This window comes from Vibrio sp. 10N.261.51.F12, assembly GCF_041471725.1.
Taxonomy (GTDB): Bacteria; Pseudomonadota; Gammaproteobacteria; order Enterobacterales; family Vibrionaceae; genus Vibrio.
In genome coordinates, this window is sequence record NZ_JBFROV010000027.1 from 1 (window position 1) to 19,229 (window position 19,229).

Here is a 19,229-nt window from a genome sequence, read left to right on the forward strand (position 1 = left end):
GTTAACATATTTTAATAGTGAATATATTGTTTTAGTTCCAAGGTGGTAATTTCTCATACAATAAATTGGAATTATAATGAAAAAATTAACTATATTATCGACAGCAATACTACTAGCTTCTAGCGCTAATGCAGCAGAGGTATACCAAAGCAAAGATTTAACTCTTTCTGTTGGAGGTCGAGCTGAAGCTCGTGCTGACGTTTATAACTCGGAAGCTAAAAAAGCGGGTAAAACTGATCAAACCGTTAATGACCAATCACGGGCTCGTCTTAATTTTGATGCAAAAACACAAATAAACGATAGTGTCTTCGCGCACGGTTTTACCGAGGGGGAATACACAAAAGATGGTGGTTTTGAAACTCGATATTTATATGTTGGTATCGGCAACGAAAATATTGAAGCGCAGTATGGTAAAACGGATGGCTCGCTAGGTCAGGTTACGGATATTGTCGATTTTTTTGATACTTACTCCGGACAAGCACAAGCTAAATTAAAAACGGCAGACCGTACTGAAAACCAACTATTAGTTATCGGTCATGCGGGCACATTCACGCTAAAAGCGAATGCAAATGGTGGGGGGCAAGATTATTCAAGCTCTAACGCAAGCACTGATACATTTAAGGCAGTCGTTAACTATGGTTTGGGTGCGTCAGCAGTCGGAGATTTAGGTGCTGGCTTTACTCTTGGTGGGGGGATCGCCTACGAAGACCTAAAAGACACGTCTTTGAATGGATCCTCTGCAAAAGATTCAGGTGGTGATAATGCGCTTGAAGCTGCCGCGGGTCTAGGTTACACCTACCAAGATTTGTATCTATCGGTTGGCGTGAACCAAACGAATGCGACCATTCAAGACTCAGATCTACAAACGCTAGGGTATGCAGTAGCAGGTGCATACAATATCACTGACAAACTGACATACCGTTTGGGTTATGCGTCGCAAAGCCATGATAACGATGGCGCAGTGAACCCTGATGACGACAGTTTCGTCTCAACAGAATTGTCTTATGTATTCACACCTAACTTTAAACTCTATACCGGTTTAGAGTACGGCCTTTCTGGCACAAAAGATGACAGTATTGCCGGCCGTGTTGGTGCAAATATGACGTTCTAATTCTCACGGTCGTTTCCATATTTCGACTCTGAGATAATAAGCCCCAACGCACAGGTTGGGGCTTTTCTTATTAAAGCGTTAGTCGTTTATTGGGATTATTCCGTTAGTGCTTATTTTGATCAATAAATGCCAAATGTTGGCAGGATACATTGAAAACTCGGTGTTAAATATACGGCTAAATGATGATCCGCGGGATCTAACGGGACTTATCCTCGGTTAGCAACCGACTCACGAGTGACTAAACGGCCAGTTACGAGCGGTTTAGAATTGATTATGCGGTCGTTTAAGCACGCTTCTAACCTTTCCATCGCATTATCAACAATCTGCTGGGAAGGGTAGCTAATGCACGTTAATGGTGGGTTGAGTTGGCTGGCTAATTGAGAGTCTTCGAGTGAGATTATGGAGACTTCGTTAGGTGTAGCGAGATTAAAGTTACGTAACAAGTTCATTGCCACTGCGGCTTGGCTGTCTTTCATAACAACAATCGCGGTAAACGGGTGATAACTGTTTAGCAAAGACATAATCGCTTGTTCATTGTTGCCATTGGCGCTAACGATGAGTTGACGGTTAACGGGCATCGATGAATTCTGCAAAGAAGTTTTATAGCCTTCTAAGACTTGTTTCGAAGCAGCGCCTTCGTCTTCAACAATTATGGCTATACTCGTGTGACCTTTACTCGATAAATAACGGCATGCGCTCTCTGCTGCAAAACGATAGTCGTAACCAATCGCTGACTGAGCATCAGTGATGGCACCGTCGATAGCAATAATGTTTTTATCATTTAGGGTCGTCAGGTCACCACCTAACGTGATAATCGCATCGCAATGGCGTTGGTTTAATTCTTCGACACAGCGCAGTTGCTCTTCAGGTGATTCTGAGAATTGCACCAACATATGTTTGCCTTTGGCCTTCAACGATTTGGCCAGTAAGGGTAAGTACGTTGACACTTGTCCTGCATCGCTAGAGGATAGAATCACACCAATATAGTCAGAGCGTTGATTGGCGAGTGTTTGCGCGGCAGCGTTAGGGCGGTAATTAAGTTCTTCTGCAGCGCGTAGCACAGCTTCTCTGCTTTCTGCTTTCACACCGCGAGTACCGCTCATGACACGAGACACGGTCGCTTTGGAAACATTTGCAAGGAGAGAAACATCAGTGATTGTCGCCATTCAGAAAGCCTTTTCTATCGTTTTATTTCAAAAATGGGAAATCGGTTCCCAATAATTTCTTCATTGTACTATTTATCGCCATTAAACCTCAAGTGTGGTGATGTAATTAACGAACTTAGAAAAGGACGCTTACTAATAATGAACGAATATTTTAGTTAATAGGTTATATCGCTGTAATCATTAGTAGTAAGCGTTAAGCATAAACTTAAGAAGCGTTGACGTTGCTCGAGAATGCCGTCGAGCGGCAGTTGTATTGACTACGCGGTCATACAACTACGGCTAGGGGGGGAGGCGCTTCTGCTATGACTTGGCTTCAATCTTTTTATGTAGGTCAATCATCTCGGTGACGAGCTCTTTAGCCAGCATCGATGTCATTAAATGATCTTGAGCATGAACCATGATCAGTGTCATTTTAGTCTTACCAGTACCTTCATCAGCTTCAATTAATTTGGTTTGAACCAGGTGAGCTTGATTGGCAAATTCTTGCGCTTCTTTCAATAGACCATCTGCTTCCGAAAATTCGCCTTTTTTAGCGTGGCGTAGGGCTTCATAACACAAGCTACGTGATTGACCAGCATTGATGATAATGCCCATTACTTGTTCTTCAAGATCCATATTTTCCATGTTGTTACCTTTAATTTGTAATAATCGTTGATATCGCGGCCGACTCAATCGACCGCGTTAGTGTTAGTGTGATTCAGTGTCTAGAAGCCGTTGTTCTGAGATACCTGTGCATACCACTCGCCACTCTTTTTCACTGAACGCTTTTGAGTGTTAAGGTCGAGTTGGTAGAAGCCATAACGGTTTTTGTAGGCGTTAGCCCAAGACCAGTTATCAATAAAGGTCCAAAGGTGATACCCGAAGCAGGCCGAACCTTCTTCAATACCTTTGTGTAACCACTCCAAGTGACCTTGGATAAAGTCGATGCGGTAGTCATCTTGAATTTGTCCATCGACTAAAAACTTCTCTTCACCTTCCACACCCATACCATTTTCTGAAATGTAGCAAGGTAGGTTACCGTAGTTCTCGCGAAGGTTAGTTAGGATGTCGTAGACTCCTTTTTCGTAGATCTCCCAGCCGCGATGAGGATTCATTTTACGGCCAGGCATTTCGTAATAATCGAAGAAATGTTCTGGCATGAATGGCGCTTCTGGGTGAATGGCGTTGTCGCGAGCTTTAACGCGGCGTGGCTGGTAGTAGTTCACGCCAAGTACATCGACTTTGCCTTTCGCAATCAGCTCACAATCACCCGCTTCAACAGTAGGCATTTGACCTTGCTCAGTGAGAAGCTCGACCAGTTCTTGTGGGTACTCTCCTTTAACTGATGGGTCTAAGAAGCTGCGATTAAACATCAAGTCACAGATGTTAGCGGCTTTTAGATCCGCTGGATTTTGTGAACGAGGGTAAGACGGCGTCAGGTTGAGAATGATGCCAATACGACCATCGGTGTCTAATGCACGGTATTTTTCAACCGCTTTTGCGTGCGCTAAAATGGTATGGTAAGCCACCGTTGCCGCACGTTTGAAGTCGACGACATTAGGGTAGTGGAAGTCGTAAAGGTAGCCACCTTCAACGGGAACAATCGGCTCGTTGAATGTAAACCAGCTTTTAACACGGTCGCCAAAGAGTTTGAAACAAACCTCAGCAAAGTTAGCGTATGCATCCAACACTTCGCGGTTTTCAAACCCACCAATATTTTGCATCGCTAGCGGCATATCAAAATGATACAAGCAGATGAAGGGTTCGATGTCTTGAGCCACCAGTTCGTTGATGACGTTATTGTAAAACTCAACCGCTTCTTGGTTTATTTCGCCCGTGCCATTTGGAATGAGACGTGACCAAGAAATGGAAGTACGGAAGCTGTTGTGACCGATGTCTTTCATTAATTGAATATCGGCTTTGTAGTTTTGGTAGAACGTTGACGCAGTCGTTGATGATACATTGTTATGGAAACGATTCGGCTGTTCTTTGTACCAATGGTCCCAAATGCTCTCGCCTTTACCGCCGTCAAACGCGGCACCTTCAGTTTGAGCTGATGAAGCGGCGCTGCCCCAACGAAAGTTCTCAGGAAATTGATAGTTCATGATAATGGTCCTTTAAGAGGGCAGCGCTGACTGCCCTAGAATTGAAAAGAGTTAAAAACGTGTGGGTTGAATTAAGCGGTTACAGGTTGCGCGCTTGGTTGTGCCTCTTCTTTCTCACTGGCTTCTTGGTCTAGCAATGTCTTTTCGTACGCTTTTAGGAACGGTAGGTACATAAGGGCAGACATAATCATACACATGAAGCACAAGATGACAGGACTGAAGGCCCAGTTAGCTGCCCATGAGGCGCCAATCGGTCCAGGTGTTGTCCAAGGTGTGAGTGAGACAACACGTTCAACCAAACCAAAGTCCAAAGCAAACCATGCAAGTGTTGCATTAATCATTGGCACTAAAATAAAGGGTAGGAAGAACACTGGGTTCATAATGATTGGCGCACCGAACAAAATAGGTTCGTTGATATTAAACAGTGACGGTACGCTGCCTAATTTACCAATCGTTCTTAAGTGAATAGCCTTGCTGCGCATTAGTAAGAAGGCTAAAGGAAGCGTTGAACCTACACCACCAATTAATAGATAGTGATCCCAGAAGCCTTGCACAAAGATATGTGGAATGGCTTCGCCAGCAGCCATAGCCGCTTGGTTCACAGAAAGGTTCGCCATCCAGAATGGATTCATGATGCCAGTCACGATAAGCGCGCCATGGATGCCAGCAAACCAAAGAATTTGACAGACAAGAACAGCGAGTAACAGAGCCGGTAATGAGTCAGAGGCGGCAACCAAAGGCTGAATCAGTGACATAATAGCTTCAGGGATGATCATGCCTGTTTGCGATTCAATGAAAAGGTTTAAAGGGTGCAGCGTTAAGATGATCACCAGCACTGGAATTAGGATTTCAAACGAACGCGCTACGCCCGTTGGTACTTCTGGTGGCAGTTTGATCGTGATGTTGTTACGTTTGAGGAATGCATACACTTCTGTCGCATAAAGTGCGGTAATAATTGAAGTGAAAATACCTTGGCCTGAGAAGTACTGCATGGAGATGTTGCCATCTTGAACTGGCGCTGCCACCAATAAGAACGCCATCAAAGCCAGTAGGCCAGTCGTGACAGGATCAAGGTTATGGTGCCTTGCGAGGCTCGAACCTATCCCGACGGATATGAATATGGTCATTATCCCCATACTGAGGTTAAATGGCAGTATCAGTTGTTCACGGTATGTATCTGAAAAGCTAAGCCATGACTGTGCAAACCCGAGGGTCGTGTCTGGCGAAAAAGGAGGAAAGATAAATACCAACATGAATGAACCAACAATCATGAAAGGTAGGGCGGCAATAAAGCCATCGCGTATTGACGTCACGTATTTTTGTTGGCCAATTTTTCCCGCTATTGGGGTGACCTTTTGTTCGATTACGTTGACCATTTTATCGTATAAAGCGCTCATTATAGTGTCTCTTTCTTGTTAGAACGTTAAGGATGTTTGGATTCAGATATTCACTGCTGTTCGTTTGATTTTGGTGACCGGTTTCAATTGAACGGATTGCATTTGGCGCCCGTTTAAGTGCTACGATACGGGCGCAATTCCTACTGGATTAACCGATAAGCTCTAAGGCAAAATCTAAAACTTTGTCACCTTTTTGCATGCCGTAATCCATCATGTTGATAGGCTCGACTTTAATACCGAATTGGTCGGCAACTTTTTGCAGGTCGCCCTGCATGTACTTGACTTGAGGGCCGAGAAGTACCACTTCGTATTGCCCAACATTGGCACTGAATTCACTCGCCCCAAACGCTTTAATATCCGCTTCGATCCCACGCTCTTGAGCTGAGGCTTCCATTTTTTTCACTAGCATTGAAGTAGACATACCAGCAGAGCAGCAAAGCATAATTTTTTTCATTTTTTGTTTTCCTAATTCTTGAGTTCCTTTTTACTATGCTCTTTTGGAAATCATTTGGAAACCGGTTTCCAAATGATTTCCAAGTGAGTGTGAAAACGATCACTTGAAAGTGAAGAAATGATGAAATTTTCGTGATGAGGTTAACGAAAGAAAATCGATAATAAGCATGAAAATGAGGCATTGTTTACGACTGTGTACGCATTCTGGCGATCGATGTATTTTGTGTAGACATTGAATTGACTGATGGTGGATAGGGCGAAAATCGTAGAGAAAATGTGTTCAATGCATCAAATTTGGATAAGCGGTTTCCAAGAGTCTTTAAAGTTGCGGTATTCTGCGTCCATTCCGAAAGTTGGTAGCAAACAATGAATTATTCGATCATGAGAGTCTTTGCATCTCAAGTAGAGCAAGTGATGAACCCCGTCGCTAAGCTACTAACACGTAGCCAGCATTTAATGGCGCTGCGTGATGGGTTTCAATTGGCGATGCCGTTTATTTTTGTTGGCTGTTTTTTCGTCCCTATTATTTTTCCGCCGTTCGCTAACCCCCAATCGATGTTGTCGATTTGGTGGCTCGACCTTGCGAATACACTTCGGCCAGTTTTACTCCCTACGTATCAACTTACGATCGGTGTCGTGGGGTTGATTGTTGCGTTTGGTGTATCCGCAAGCCTTGCCAAACACTATCAACTCCCGGAAAGGCTAAGTGGTTTGACGGGCTGTATGGCCTTTCTGATGCTGGTGGGTTTTTATGATTTAGGTACTGCTGATATCCGCTATTTAGGCGGAGGGGGGATTTTTACTGCTTTGATTGCCAGTGTGTATGCGGTTGAGGTGATTCGCTTTTTTATTCGGTATGGTTTGTATATTAAGATGCCTGAAGACGTCCCCATTCTTACGGTACAAAGCTTTAAATTGATGATCCCTATCTTTGTCGTGGTCACAACACTGTCGATGTTCAATGTTTGGATTGAGAGCCAATTTGGGGTGCATTTTCCTGCATTGATAGAAGCGCTGTTTCGTCCATTAGTCCTTGCTTCTGACAGCCTAGCCGCCGTGTTGATTTCTATTCTAGTATGCCAGTTACTTTGGTTTATGGGCATACATGGAGCGCTGATCATTACCGGTATAATGAATCCTTTCTGGATGTCTAATCTACTTGAAAATCAAGAGGCTATTGCCTCAGGTTTGGAGACAGTCCCGCATATTTATTTGCCAGCATTCTGGGACTTTTTTGTCCTGATTGGGGGAGTGGGCTCAACGCTTCCATTAGTTTATTTGGCGCTGAAAAGCCGCTCAAATCAATTAAAGTCGGTCGGGAAAGTGGGGGTTATTCCTTCGCTGTTTAATATCAATGAACCGATATTATTTGGCTTTCCTATCATCATGAATCCGCTGTTCTTGCTCCCTTTCGTGCTCGTTCCAATGTTCAACGCAACGATCGCGTGGTTTTTGACTTCAGCCGGTATACTGGACCGCATCGTCATTATGCTTCCTTGGTCTGTTCCTGCGCCGATTGGTGCGGCTTGGGCAGCCAATGGCAGCATCATTAATGCCTGTATGGTGGGCTTTGCGATGATCAATGCTTATTTCCTTTATCTGCCTTTCTTTAGGGCCCATGAAAAGATATTAATTGAGCAAGAAGCAGAGCGAGCGGATAAGCTTCGCCAACAGCAGCAGCCCTCGGTGGTGTAACAAAATGATAGGGAAGCGTGTGGATCTAACGCCATACGTTGGCGAAGATTAACTTGGTTGGAAAATCGGGTGGGACAGTAAATTTTGCGAATGGGTTTACGGTTTTCGACACGGACGTATGACCTTGCCGTGTGGCTTGTCAGATGACAAAACTAAGACGAAATAATTAATTAAAAAATGGGCACATCTGAGTGCCCATTTTTTATGCCTTGATGTTAATGCGCCCTTGCAACCGTTCCTAAGCTGGTCACCGTAAATGTTTGAGTCGAGATTGGAATGAACACGGATTGACCTTTCTTGATTGTGATGGTTTCGTCATTTGTGCTTTCAAATGTTGCGTCTTCGTCGATCGCAAACCAAATCTCGGCGCGTTTCATCGCCACTTCTTGGTGGTTAGATTGCGGATAGACTGAGAAAGCAAAGTCGCTGACCGGTACCACAAAATCTAATCTACCTGCCTCTTGTGTTGGTGTGGTTAAGATGCGCTCTGCTACCAAAGGCTCAAAACGACAAGAAGCAAGTAGCTCTGGTACGTCGATGTATTTCGGCGTTAAACCAGCTCGTAGCACATTATCTGAATTGGCCATGAGCTCTAACGCCGTGCCTCTGACATAAGCATGCGGCGTGCCTGCATCCAGGTACATGGCTTCACCAGGCTGCAAGACGACAACGTTCAACATCAAAGGTGACAGTAAGCCGACATCCTTAGGGTAGTACTCGTTGAGTTCGAGGATGAAGGTTGCCAACTCCCCACCATCGGCGTGAGCCCAATTTAATAAATCGTCGGTGGCGTCGACTCTTTGTGTATCGCTTAGCGTTAACACCGCTTCAAAAAGCGTGCGTAATCCCTGTGCGTTTTGTTGGCCAGCGTACTGTTCAACAATCGTTGATAAGACGCGGCTATCCACGGCTTTAAAATGCTCAAGGATTGACGAATAGCTTCGAAAGCCGTTCATCGCGTAATACGTGGTCAGCGCATACACTAATTCGGGTTTATGGTTCGGATCTTTGTAATTGCGGTTGTAGGCATCGATAACAATACCATTTGCGTTTTCTTTGGCAAATCCTATTTCTGCTTCTTGTTTGGTTGGGTGTACCTGTATGGATAATGCCTGCGCTGCTGCAAGCACTTTAAATAGGTATGGGAGCTCACCAAATTGCTGTTGTGTTTGTTCACCAAGAACATTGGCGCCGTGTTGTTTGATGTAGTCGCATAATTGGACGGGCTCACCATCAACATTAATAGTGGAGCTTGCTTTTGGATGGGCGCCCATCCAGATTTCCGCCATTGGTTTTTTGTCGGTATTTTCTACATTGAAGAGCTCTGGAATAGAGGTGGTACTCCCCCAAGGGTAGTGCTGAATAGTATTGTCTAGTAGAAAAAAAGAGGAAGCTGTAGTCATAAAATACTCTCACTAAAATCAGGAATTATAAAGGAACCGCTAATTATCTTAAGCCGTTCAAAGGAATCTATATGTCAGCCACGTATGTCGAAGCTAGATGATCTCTAGCCGTTTATGTCGACGTAATTCGTGGCTAAGGGTTCTTCTTGTATGCTTCGTCATTTCTGTTGAACATACCGTAATTCGTTACATTTTTACGAAATTAGTTGAAAACTTAAAGTTCTCGCACAGGTGCTTAACGTTGGAATACTCGAAGGTATCTCCGTTATCCAGGTAGACAACTTGTTCAACATTGACGACGGAATCACCCACCGATAGATTCATGTGTTCAGCTTCTAGTTCTGAGGCAGGAATCACGGTAATTTCTAACGTAGAGCTGTGAATTTTAAGACCAAGTTCGTTGCCGATGTAGTCGTAGATTGAATTCTCAATATGTTGTTTCGATAAACCTGTGATGACATTAATCGGCATGTAGGTGTCTTCGATGACATTTGGATTGTTATCCAAGATTCGAACGCGAGTGATGTGATAAAGCATATCGCCTTCTTGGCAGTTGAGGCGTTGCGCTAAAAATTCACTGGCAGGTTCGACAGAATAATTGAGCACCTGGGTCTTTACGGTTTGACCAATGGCCTCGGCGTTGGCTTTTGTGCCGTATAAGTGTTTAGGCGTTTGCGTATTGAGCGGCGGCTGTTTGACATAAGAGCCAGAGCCTCGCTTACGAACCACTAAGCCATCATTGACTAAAATATCCAACGCTTTTTTGATGGTGAGTTCACTGCAACTGAACTCGTTTGCCAATGAGGTGCCATCAGGAAGCTTTGCGTTTGATTTGTAGTGGCCCGCAAAGATACGTTCCTTCACTGTTGCGTAGATATCTAGATATTTGACCATTACGTTTTCCATTGTTGGATGTGCGATAACAACACGCATTCTGTCGTTCGCTGTTGGTTCCATGTACTTTACGAAGTTTGGTAGCGCTCGCCTTACATTAGGCTCCCCATATAGACCTTGTATAGTTGCCACACCTTTAAGTGACTCGCCATACCCGAATAATAAATCGAGGACATGCGGTACGCGCGACATAATAAAGGTACTCGGTAGATAATAAGGTACTCGGTACATAATAAAGTATTGTACCAAGCTAAAGCTATATGTTTTGCATATCAATAACCATATGGTTATTTTTTTAAAAGAGTATTCCTTTGTGTGACGTGGCTAGTGTTTTTAAATGCGTGCGCTGTCCTAACGGGGTGATATCTGGTCTATTAGTTTCACAAGTTCATCAAACGTCAGGGTTATGCACTGAATATGGCGTTAGATGAGTCATCTAACTATTTGGACGATATGGCAACACATTGAGGCAGTATCGTTCACCGTGAAGTTGAGAAAAACTATGATTGTAGGTTTAGATATTGGCGGAACTAAAATTGAAGGGGTTGGGTTAATCCAACAAGCCAACAGTCCCACATACCAAACGTTAGTGACGTATCGAGAGCCGACCAACACATCGAGCTATGCCGCATTCTTACAATCCGTATTGAGCGTGATCGAACACGTGGCAACTCATGGTGACGTAGAGTCAATTGGTATTGGGTGCTGTGGTTCGATTGGCAATGACGGGCTAATGCAAGGCGCTAATGTCACTGTACTTAATGGTGCCGACTTTATTGGTGATTTACGTCGTCACATTGATGTCCCTGTTGCGATTGCGAACGATGCCGATTGCTTAGCGTTGTCAGAGTTTAAAGATGGGGCGGCTATTGATGCCCTTCATTCGTGTGTTGCCGTAATTATCGGTACGGGTTGTGGCTCCGGCGTCATCATTAATAACGGCTTAGTGACAGGCTTGAACAAGCTTGGCGGTGAGTTGGGGCATAACCCACTGCCTAACTTTAATCAGTCTGTCGATGGTCAGCCTGCTGAATGTTACTGCGGTTCAATGAATTGTACTGAGAGCTTTGTATCGGGTTCAGGGTTTGGCCGTACTTTTAGCGAGAAATATTTCTCAGCGGATTCTAAACAGATTATGGCACTTGTCGAGCAAGGGAATGCGGATGCTATTGCACATCTTGACCTCTATTGTGATCAATTAGCTCGCACCTTAGCAACGGTTATTAACTTTATCGACCCAGAGGTGATTGTTCTCGGTGGGGGCATGTCAAATGTTGACGCGATTTATCCTAGGGTTCAGAAAAAAATCAATAATTACACATTTAACAAAGCCGCGACAACCAAAGTAGTGAAGAATCACCATGGTGACTCCTCGGGTGTGCGTGGCGCGGCCTTTTTACCTTTATTGTAATGTTTAGAATTACAATGTTTAGAATGGTGATGTTCAGATCGTTGTAGTGATTCTCAGAGCCAAACCTTATACCTAAATCGGGACTTTATATTTGGTGTTAGGTTGGAACGTACCACTTTGATTGTGGCGGCTTGGTGTACGAGCCCTGCTTGCGTTGTCGTAGGCAGGAAAAAATTTTGGCTAGATTGCATAAATACATAATGTTTTATAACTATAACTATATGGTTTAAGGGTTGTATGAATTATTTAGTACTAGATTTTGGTGGTAGTGCGGTCAAAGGCGCTGTGATGACAAAACATGCGGAAATTGTCGAGCGATTCACGCTGGCAAGCCATGCAAAGACTTACGAGGCGTGGCTTGATGAATTCACGCCGGTATTTGAACAATATCGAGTCAAATATAACATTTTGGGTATAGCCGTGAGCACGTGTGGTGCGGTGGATGTCGACACCGGGATTATCCATGGTGGTAGCGCTTTGCCTTATATCCATGGCTTTGATGTTAAATCGCTGTATGAAGACCGTTTTGGTTTGCCGACAGAACTGGAGAATGATGCCTGTTGTGCCGCCTTGGCTGAGTCTTGGCTGGGAGCGGGTAGCGATTCCAATCATTTTGCATTGGTCGTTATTGGTACAGGGGTCGGTGGCGCGATTGTCACTCATCAGCAGATCATGAAAGGGCACCACTTACACGGTGGCGAATTCGGATTTAGCATCATGGAGTACCGAGATGGGAAGCCTATTACGTTAGGGTATCTGGCATCGACGTTAGCGCTTGTTGAACTTGCTGCAAGTGCATTGAGCGTATCGGTTGAAACACTGAATGGCCTCAAAGTATTCGAGATGTATGAGCAACAACATCCTGAGATCGTTCAGGTTGTGGATCAGTGGATCGGGTATTTAGCGACTGGGCTCTATAACATTCAATACAGTATCGACCCAGAAGTCATCATCATTGGCGGCGCAATCAGTCGCCGGCAAGATCTCTTAACACTCATCAATCACAAGTTAGATTGTATTTTGGCCGACATACCGATTGCTAGGGTTCGACCTGCTCTCAAGGTCACGAAATTTGGTAACGACGCTAATTTGATTGGCGCGTTGAAACATTATATGAATAAGCGAGGTTAATAAGATGACGAAATTAACGTTTCCACATGATTTTAAATGGGGCGCTGCCGCGTCTGGAATCCAAACCGAAGGGGTAGCGAATAAAGCCAATGATTCGATATGGGATGTATGGCACCAGCAATCACCCGAACGGTTTTTCCGCGGTATCGGTTCACAACTTGTGACGGACACTTACCACCGCTATGAAGAAGATGTTCAGCTAATGAAAAATATTGGCTTCAACTCTTTTCGGACATCAATTCAATGGTCTCGCCTAATTAAAAACTACGAAACAGGCGAGGTTTGTCCTGATGCTGTGCGTTTCTATCATCGGTACCTAGACGAGATGATCGCTAATGGTATTGAACCAATGATGAATCTTTATCATTTTGATATGCCAGCGGAACTTCAAGAAAAGTTTGGTGGTTTTGAATCAAAAAAAGTAGTCGATTTATATGTCGATTATGCAAAAACAGCATTCCAGTTATTTGGGAATAAGGTCAAATATTGGATTACATTCAATGAACCGATCGTCCCTGTGGAAGGGGGGTATCTATACGATTTTCATTATCCATGCAAAAAAGACGGCAAACTAGCGGTTCAAGTGGGTTACAACATTATCCTTGCCCATGCGAGAGCCGTACATGAATTTCATCGCCTTGGACTGGAAGACACAAAAATCGGGGTGGTCTTAAATCTTACCCCTTCTTATACTCGCGATGATCGCGAAGACGACCAGAAAGCGGCTTGGTATGCTGATCTGCTGTTTAATCGCAGTTTTCTTGATCCAATGGTGAAAAACGAAATACCAAAAGAACTGTGTGATATTTTTTCTGAGCACGGTGTCATGCCAGAAACATCTAAAGATGAACTTGCAACCATCACGTCGGCAAACATCGAATTTCTAGGGGTGAATTATTATGTCCCGCGTCGTGTTCAAGCCCGTGAAAGCGAGTACGAGTTAGATTATTTCACACCGGAGGTCTATTTCGAAAACTACGTGAATCCTGAGGGGCGCTTTAATCCATACCGTGATAACAACGAGATCCTACCGACGGCGATTTATGATATTGCCATGAATATCAAACAAAATTACGACAATATACCTTGGTTCCTTGCAGAAATTGGTATCGCAATGGATGAGGCATCGGAAGGTAAACCTGATGACAATGGCATTATTGATGACAGTTTCCGAACCAATCTCATGAAAGAACATCTTGTTCAGCTTCATCGTTCGCTTGAAGATGGAGCAAGTTGTTTCGGTGTACATCAGTGGACGTTTATTGACAATTGGTCTTGGACAAATTCCTTTAAGCGCCGCTATGGGTTTTATCGCTTGGATCTTGAAACGGGCAACAGAATCTTGAAGCAGCATGGATTGTGGTTTAAAGAGCTTGCGACCACAGGGATATTGCGCGATTAACGAATCATAAGAAGTCTACCCCGTAGTATGCAATTTACGGGGTATTAGTGGTGGTTAGGGTTTATTTTAGGTTTCCTATTGGCTTAACGTCAACGTTCTCAAAAAGTGATGCACACATAAAAAGCCCATCAGAATCAATCTATGATAACGACCGATTTAATCTAGTATTAACTCTGTGCCTATTACAAATCATTAATGAGAGCGGTTATGGACTTAAATCTTTTAAAAGCATTTGATGCAGTGATGAAAACGCAAAGTGTAAATGCGGCTGCGGACGTACTGAACATAACGGCGCCAGCGATCAGTCATTCACTTAATCGACTTCGTGACCAATACCAGGACCCGCTTTTTGTGAGGCAAGGAAGAGGAATAGTACCCACTAATTTTGCCATAGAGCTGCATGCCGAAATACAAGAACCGTTGTCTTTTCTTCTTAATGGGGCTAAATCAAGGAAGGCATTCGACCCAAATGTCAGCCAGCGAACCTTTAGAATCTCGAGCCATAAAGACATTGATCTGTTGATTGTGCCACCACTTACGAATTACAAGAAACAACATGCACCGAACATTAACATCAAAGCAGATGTTGAACATCTTGATGAACAAGACCGACAAAATGACTTAATTCGCCGTAAAGTGGATGTGATTTTGGCAACCGTTCCATTGCAAGACCACGGCTATCATAATCAGCTTTTGTTTGAGCAGGAGTTATTAGTTGCCGTTAGGAAACAGCATCCACGAGTGCAAACAGAGCTAACATTAGATAGTTTTGTTAATGAAGCTCATATAATTTGGCGAACGGAAAGGTTGAATACGCTCTTGCTTGAGTCCTTAGCGACAATGACGCTACCAGAAAGAAAAATTGCGTATGCAACTGGATCGAATATTACGGCGCTAGCGCTCACCGCGGAAACCGATTGGCTATGCGTTACCAGTCAATGGCATGGAAAAAAATACGCCGATGCGCTGGGTCTCAATACTTTCCCTGTCCCTTTTGAAACAAAGAAAGTGCCGGTCTATATGACATGGCATCACTCTCAAAATAAAGATACGGGTCATGAGTGGTTCCGACAGGCAATTGTTGCGGCTGTTGAGGAAATCTCATTGTTGCTAGAGCCTGAAAAGGACTTATGATGTAGGTGGTGTTTTCTTCCATTCTGGCCGTCTAGTGTCACGATATAGATAAGGCGAAGTCTATGTATTAAGCGACATGGGTCTGCAATTTGGGTCATGCGCTTATTTATTTTTGATTCGCTAACTTTAACGGAATATGGGACTTTGATTTTTACTATAAAAATATAACGTAAAAGATAAGTTTCATTTCAATAAGCATTTAAACCTTTGAAACCAATACATCGATAAACAGCACTTAATTGGCTTTTTAGCCTCATTCTATCGCTCAATATTCCCCCTAAATGTAGCATGTAGCCATCTATTCTTTGAGAACCATGCAAATGCGCTACACACGATTCATCACATTGGCTCTTTTCAGCTTGTTTAGCTTCCATTGTCTTGCGGTTAGTTTTACCGATCCCGTTGATAATAAATTAGACATGGGAGAATACCTTGCGGAAAACGCTTACGGTTTTTTGCCGGTACCGATCGTTATAACAGAACCCGCTTTAGGATATGGCGGCGGAATGATGGGCGTATTTTTGCATGAATCAGATAGCCAAAAAGCCAAGCGCAAAAAAGAAGCACAAAAATCACTTAATGGTGGTGCAAAATTAATGACCCCGGGAATTAGCGTTGTAGGTGCATTCGGAACACAGAATGGCACATGGGGCGGTTTTGTCGGTCACCGTCAAACCTGGAAAAAAGACAATATTCGTTATATGGGCGGCGCATTTTACGGCGATATTCATATGAATTTTTACACGCCTTTGGCAGGAGCCGATGCTGATGGGTTTGAGATGAGCATGAATGGTGGTGGTGTCATGCAAAAACTACAATTTAGGATTGCCGATACGCCACTTTTTCTGGGATTCACCCAGCAATTTGTGAAGCCAAAATTGAGTATTGTCGATGCAGACAAGATTAATCACATCGCCACAACTTGGTTAAATACTGACCCGAATGTTTCTGGGTTGGGCCTGATTGCGGAATACGATACGAGAAATAGCTTCTTATATCCAACCGCTGGTGGAGATTATATCGCGAAATACCAAGTCTACGACGACAGTATCGGTAGTGACTATGACTATCAAACCTTCAAAGTACAAGGTGTTCAATACTTTCCATTAGCAAAGCAGTGGGATGGGGCGATAAAGGCTCAATACAATACATTATCTACTGATGAACGGCTATTACCTCCCGCAGCTTATCCCGATATTGAACTTCGAGGTATTGGTCGAAATCGCTATCAAGGTACATCAACTGCGTCAGTGGAAACTCAAGTGACTTACAAGATAACGAACCGTTGGTCGACATCACTATTTGGTGGCGTTGGATCGGCAACGGATGCGACGGACGAGCTTTTTAAGGATGACCGTCATTACAGCTACGGGACGGGGGTGAGGTACCTTATTGCCCGTCGATATGGCTTGCGAGTGGGCATCGATATTGCAAAAAGCGAAGAAGATCGAGCTGTGTATTTTCAGGTAGGAACAGGGATTTAAATGGCAATGCTGAGCTTTAGGTAGCGCGGCTGAGAATATGTATTGTTGTACGTAGTTAAATTTATGAATATTGGTTAAAAGGTGAGATATGAGAGTCGATGAAGTATACCTATATGACACGCTAGAATGTCGTGTTTGTAAACAAAGGGCCACAATAACTAATCGAAGTGTGGGTACCATGAGTTGTTGTGGAGAAGCGATGGCAAATGTGACGTATGAACGTGTCAGAGGTTTTGCGAATAAAACGCTATGTGACAAATTGAAGTTGATCGCTACGCTTCGATTTCTAGATAGTCAATTAACGCATCATCGCCGTTGGGTCCATTACCATTCTGCAATCGACTCGATTATTGAAAGAGAAATAGGAATAACGAACCAGCTGCTCATAGAGGGCATCGAGAGTAGTCAGTCAGAATCTAATGTAACGAAACAAATGATGGAAATAATTGATGACCTCTATTTGTCCTCGTTGAACTTATACCCTTGGTATGCAAGTGTGGCGAGTGAAGAGTCAAATAACTTAGCCCAAAAATTGTTTTTAGCAGCGGGAGATTCTGATAAAGAAAATATTAAGGTGTTAGAGTCCATTCTGTATAGCGTCGAAGATATTGAAGTAGAAGAGCAAAGTGATTAATTATCATGCTTGTAAGGCAGCATCATTAAGTTTTCAATGAGTTTTATCGTTAGTTCTTTAAATTAAAGATATTTAAAGTGCCATTCATGCCCTCTATGTGGCACCGTTCTGATAATAAACTTAATAGGTTGGAACGTTCGCGATTGTATGAAATGTAAGCTATACGTTGTTATGCAGGATGCAAATAACGATAACGTGTAGAGGTCTCTATGACAGCGAAGTATGGTGTTAAACGCCAATTAGCAGTACTAACCGTCGCCATTATGGGTGCGACAAGCAGCATGGCAGCAGAAAAGCCAAATATTCTTGTAATCTGGGGTGATGATATCGGTCAAACGAACGTCAGTGCCTACTCATTCGGCTTAATGGGGTATAAAACACCGAACATCGATAGTATTGCAAAAGAAGGCATGATGTTTACCGATTATTACGCCGAGCAGTCTTGTACCGCAGGTCGTTCTACTTTTATTACCGGCCAAAGTGTATTGAGAACCGGTTTAAGTAAAGTGGGTTTACCCGGGGCTGATATTGGCCTCCAGGCAGAAGATGCGACCATTGCTGAATTACTGAAGCCTATGGGGTACATGACAGGCCAGTTTGGTAAAAACCATTTAGGTGACAAGGATGAATTCCTACCGACAGCACATGGGTTTGATGAGTTTTTTGGCAATCTTTATCACTTAAATGCAGAAGAAGAGCCTGAGAATATTGATTATCCTAAAGATCCCGAGTTTCGGAAGAAGTTTGGTCCGCGTGGTGTAATTAAGTCGTATGCGGATGGCAAGATTGAGGATACGGGACCACTCACGCGTAAGCGTATGGAAACCGTCGATGAAGAAACGTTGGAGGTCGCTCTGGATTTCATGGAACGAGCGGTTAAAGCAGAGAAGCCATTTTTTGTTTGGTGGAATGCGACTCGGATGCATTTTCGAACCCACGTTAAAGATGAGAATCTAGGTAAAACGGGTATCAGTTACTACGCAGATGCGATGGTTGAGCACGATAGCCACGTCGGTGAGTTATTAAAACAAGTGGATGACTTGGGCATCAAAGACAACACCATTGTGTTCTACTCTACTGATAATGGCCCGCATATGAATTCATGGCCAGATGCGGGGACAACGCCATTCCGAGGTGAGAAAAATACCAACTGGGAAGGCGCATATCGAGTACCAGCAATGGTTCGCTGGCCGGGTAAGATTGAAGCCGGCACCGTCTCTAACGAGATTATGCATCATATGGACTGGATGCCTACGTTTGTCGCCGCAGCAGGCGATGATCAGATAAAAGAAAAATTGCTGAAAGGCCATCAAGCGGGTAATAAGACCTTCAAGGTACACCTTGATGGTTATAACTTCTTACCTTATTTAACCGGTGAAGAAGAGAAGGGACGTCGCTCGGAAATTTTCTATTTCACAGATGATGGTGACCTGGCTGCGTTGCGTTACAATCAATGGAAAGCGGTATTTATGGAGCAAAGAGCAACAGGGACGATGCAAATTTGGTCGGAACCATTTGTGACATTACGTCTTCCTAAATTGTTTAACTTACGTATGGACCCGTACGAAAACGCAGACATTACCTCGAACACTTATTACGATTGGCTTCTTGATCATGCTTATATGTTTGTTCCGGCGCAAGCGTATGTGGGAGAATTCTTGCAAACATTTAAAGAGTTTCCACCACGCCAAAAAGCGGCGAGCTTTAGTTTAGACCAGGTAATGGAGAAGCTTCAGGAATCGCCTAATAAATAGCAAGACAATGTAAATTCAACGTATAAAAAGAGCTCGTGAGAGCTCTTTTTTGATTCCCATAACAATTTATATCGAC

16 protein-coding genes are annotated in these 19,229 nt (G+C 43.6%); 9 read left to right on the top strand and 7 right to left on the bottom strand.

Annotated elements, in window-relative coordinates; all coding sequences use genetic code 11:
• The first annotated feature begins 76 nt into the window (after nucleotides 1-76).
• Nucleotides 77-1,111, top strand: coding sequence for a porin (locus AB4405_RS15705; RefSeq protein WP_372061736.1), 1,035 nt, complete (start codon nucleotides 77-79; stop codon nucleotides 1,109-1,111).
• A gap of 206 nt (nucleotides 1,112-1,317) precedes the next feature.
• On the opposite strand, the gene AB4405_RS15710 is transcribed toward AB4405_RS15705, so the two are convergent.
• From AB4405_RS15710 to AB4405_RS15730, 5 genes are all read right to left on the bottom strand, one after another.
• A complete protein-coding gene (locus AB4405_RS15710; protein WP_372061737.1) occupies nucleotides 1,318-2,277 on the bottom strand; it encodes a LacI family DNA-binding transcriptional regulator in 960 nt (319 codons plus the stop codon).
• A gap of 300 nt (nucleotides 2,278-2,577) precedes the next feature.
• A complete protein-coding gene (gene chbA, locus AB4405_RS15715; protein WP_347231007.1) occupies nucleotides 2,578-2,916 on the bottom strand; it encodes a PTS N,N'-diacetylchitobiose transporter subunit IIA in 339 nt (112 codons plus the stop codon).
• A gap of 65 nt (nucleotides 2,917-2,981) precedes the next feature.
• The gene (locus AB4405_RS15720) at nucleotides 2,982-4,361 is read right to left on the bottom strand and encodes a glycoside hydrolase family 1 protein (RefSeq protein WP_372061738.1); all 1,380 of its coding nucleotides are present in this window, start codon (nucleotides 4,359-4,361) and stop codon (nucleotides 2,982-2,984) included.
• Nucleotides 4,362-4,432: 71 nt separating this feature from the next.
• Nucleotides 4,433-5,758, bottom strand: coding sequence for a PTS sugar transporter subunit IIC (locus AB4405_RS15725; RefSeq protein ID WP_102469345.1), 1,326 nt, complete (start codon nucleotides 5,756-5,758; stop codon nucleotides 4,433-4,435).
• A gap of 148 nt (nucleotides 5,759-5,906) precedes the next feature.
• Nucleotides 5,907-6,212, bottom strand: coding sequence for a PTS sugar transporter subunit IIB (locus tag AB4405_RS15730; protein ID WP_372061740.1), 306 nt, complete (start codon nucleotides 6,210-6,212; stop codon nucleotides 5,907-5,909).
• Nucleotides 6,213-6,577: 365 nt separating this feature from the next.
• Between AB4405_RS15730 and AB4405_RS15735 the strand changes: the two genes are divergently transcribed.
• Nucleotides 6,578-7,906, top strand: coding sequence for a PTS sugar transporter subunit IIC (locus tag AB4405_RS15735; RefSeq protein WP_372061742.1), 1,329 nt, complete (start codon nucleotides 6,578-6,580; stop codon nucleotides 7,904-7,906).
• 215 nt (nucleotides 7,907-8,121) lie between these two features.
• On the opposite strand, the gene manA is transcribed toward AB4405_RS15735, so the two are convergent.
• Both manA and AB4405_RS15745 read right to left on the bottom strand, forming a co-directional pair.
• Entirely contained in the window at nucleotides 8,122-9,309 is a 1,188-nt protein-coding gene (gene manA / locus AB4405_RS15740) for a mannose-6-phosphate isomerase, class I (RefSeq protein WP_372061744.1), read from the bottom strand.
• A 186-nt stretch (nucleotides 9,310-9,495) separates the two neighbouring features.
• Entirely contained in the window at nucleotides 9,496-10,395 is a 900-nt protein-coding gene (locus tag AB4405_RS15745; protein WP_372061746.1) for a GntR family transcriptional regulator, read from the bottom strand.
• A gap of 235 nt (nucleotides 10,396-10,630) precedes the next feature.
• Here AB4405_RS15745 and AB4405_RS15750 point away from each other — a divergent pair, with 235 nt between their 5' ends.
• The 7 genes from AB4405_RS15750 (at nucleotide 10,631) to AB4405_RS15780 (ending at nucleotide 19,153) form a co-directional block, all read left to right on the top strand.
• The gene (locus AB4405_RS15750) at nucleotides 10,631-11,614 is read left to right on the top strand and encodes an ROK family protein (RefSeq protein ID WP_372061748.1); all 984 of its coding nucleotides are present in this window, start codon (nucleotides 10,631-10,633) and stop codon (nucleotides 11,612-11,614) included.
• Nucleotides 11,615-11,851: 237 nt separating this feature from the next.
• Entirely contained in the window at nucleotides 11,852-12,745 is an 894-nt protein-coding gene (locus tag AB4405_RS15755) for an ROK family protein (protein WP_372061750.1), read from the top strand.
• A 4-nt stretch (nucleotides 12,746-12,749) separates the two neighbouring features.
• Nucleotides 12,750-14,147 carry a glycoside hydrolase family 1 protein gene (locus AB4405_RS15760; RefSeq protein ID WP_372061751.1) on the top strand — a complete coding sequence of 466 codons (1,398 nt, stop codon included), beginning with the start codon at nucleotides 12,750-12,752 and terminating at the stop codon, nucleotides 14,145-14,147.
• Between the two features lie 207 nt (nucleotides 14,148-14,354).
• Nucleotides 14,355-15,281, top strand: coding sequence for a LysR family transcriptional regulator (locus AB4405_RS15765; protein ID WP_372061752.1), 927 nt, complete (start codon nucleotides 14,355-14,357; stop codon nucleotides 15,279-15,281).
• Between the two features lie 314 nt (nucleotides 15,282-15,595).
• The gene (locus AB4405_RS15770; RefSeq protein WP_372061754.1) at nucleotides 15,596-16,765 is read left to right on the top strand and encodes a glyceraldehyde-3-phosphate dehydrogenase; all 1,170 of its coding nucleotides are present in this window, start codon (nucleotides 15,596-15,598) and stop codon (nucleotides 16,763-16,765) included.
• Between the two features lie 199 nt (nucleotides 16,766-16,964).
• The gene (locus AB4405_RS15775; RefSeq protein ID WP_372061755.1) at nucleotides 16,965-17,399 is read left to right on the top strand and encodes a hypothetical protein; all 435 of its coding nucleotides are present in this window, start codon (nucleotides 16,965-16,967) and stop codon (nucleotides 17,397-17,399) included.
• Nucleotides 17,400-17,608: 209 nt separating this feature from the next.
• Nucleotides 17,609-19,153: an arylsulfatase gene (locus AB4405_RS15780; RefSeq protein ID WP_102469338.1), complete on the top strand. Its 1,545-nt coding sequence runs from the start codon at nucleotides 17,609-17,611 to the stop codon at nucleotides 19,151-19,153.
• Nucleotides 19,154-19,229: the final 76 nt, after the last annotated feature.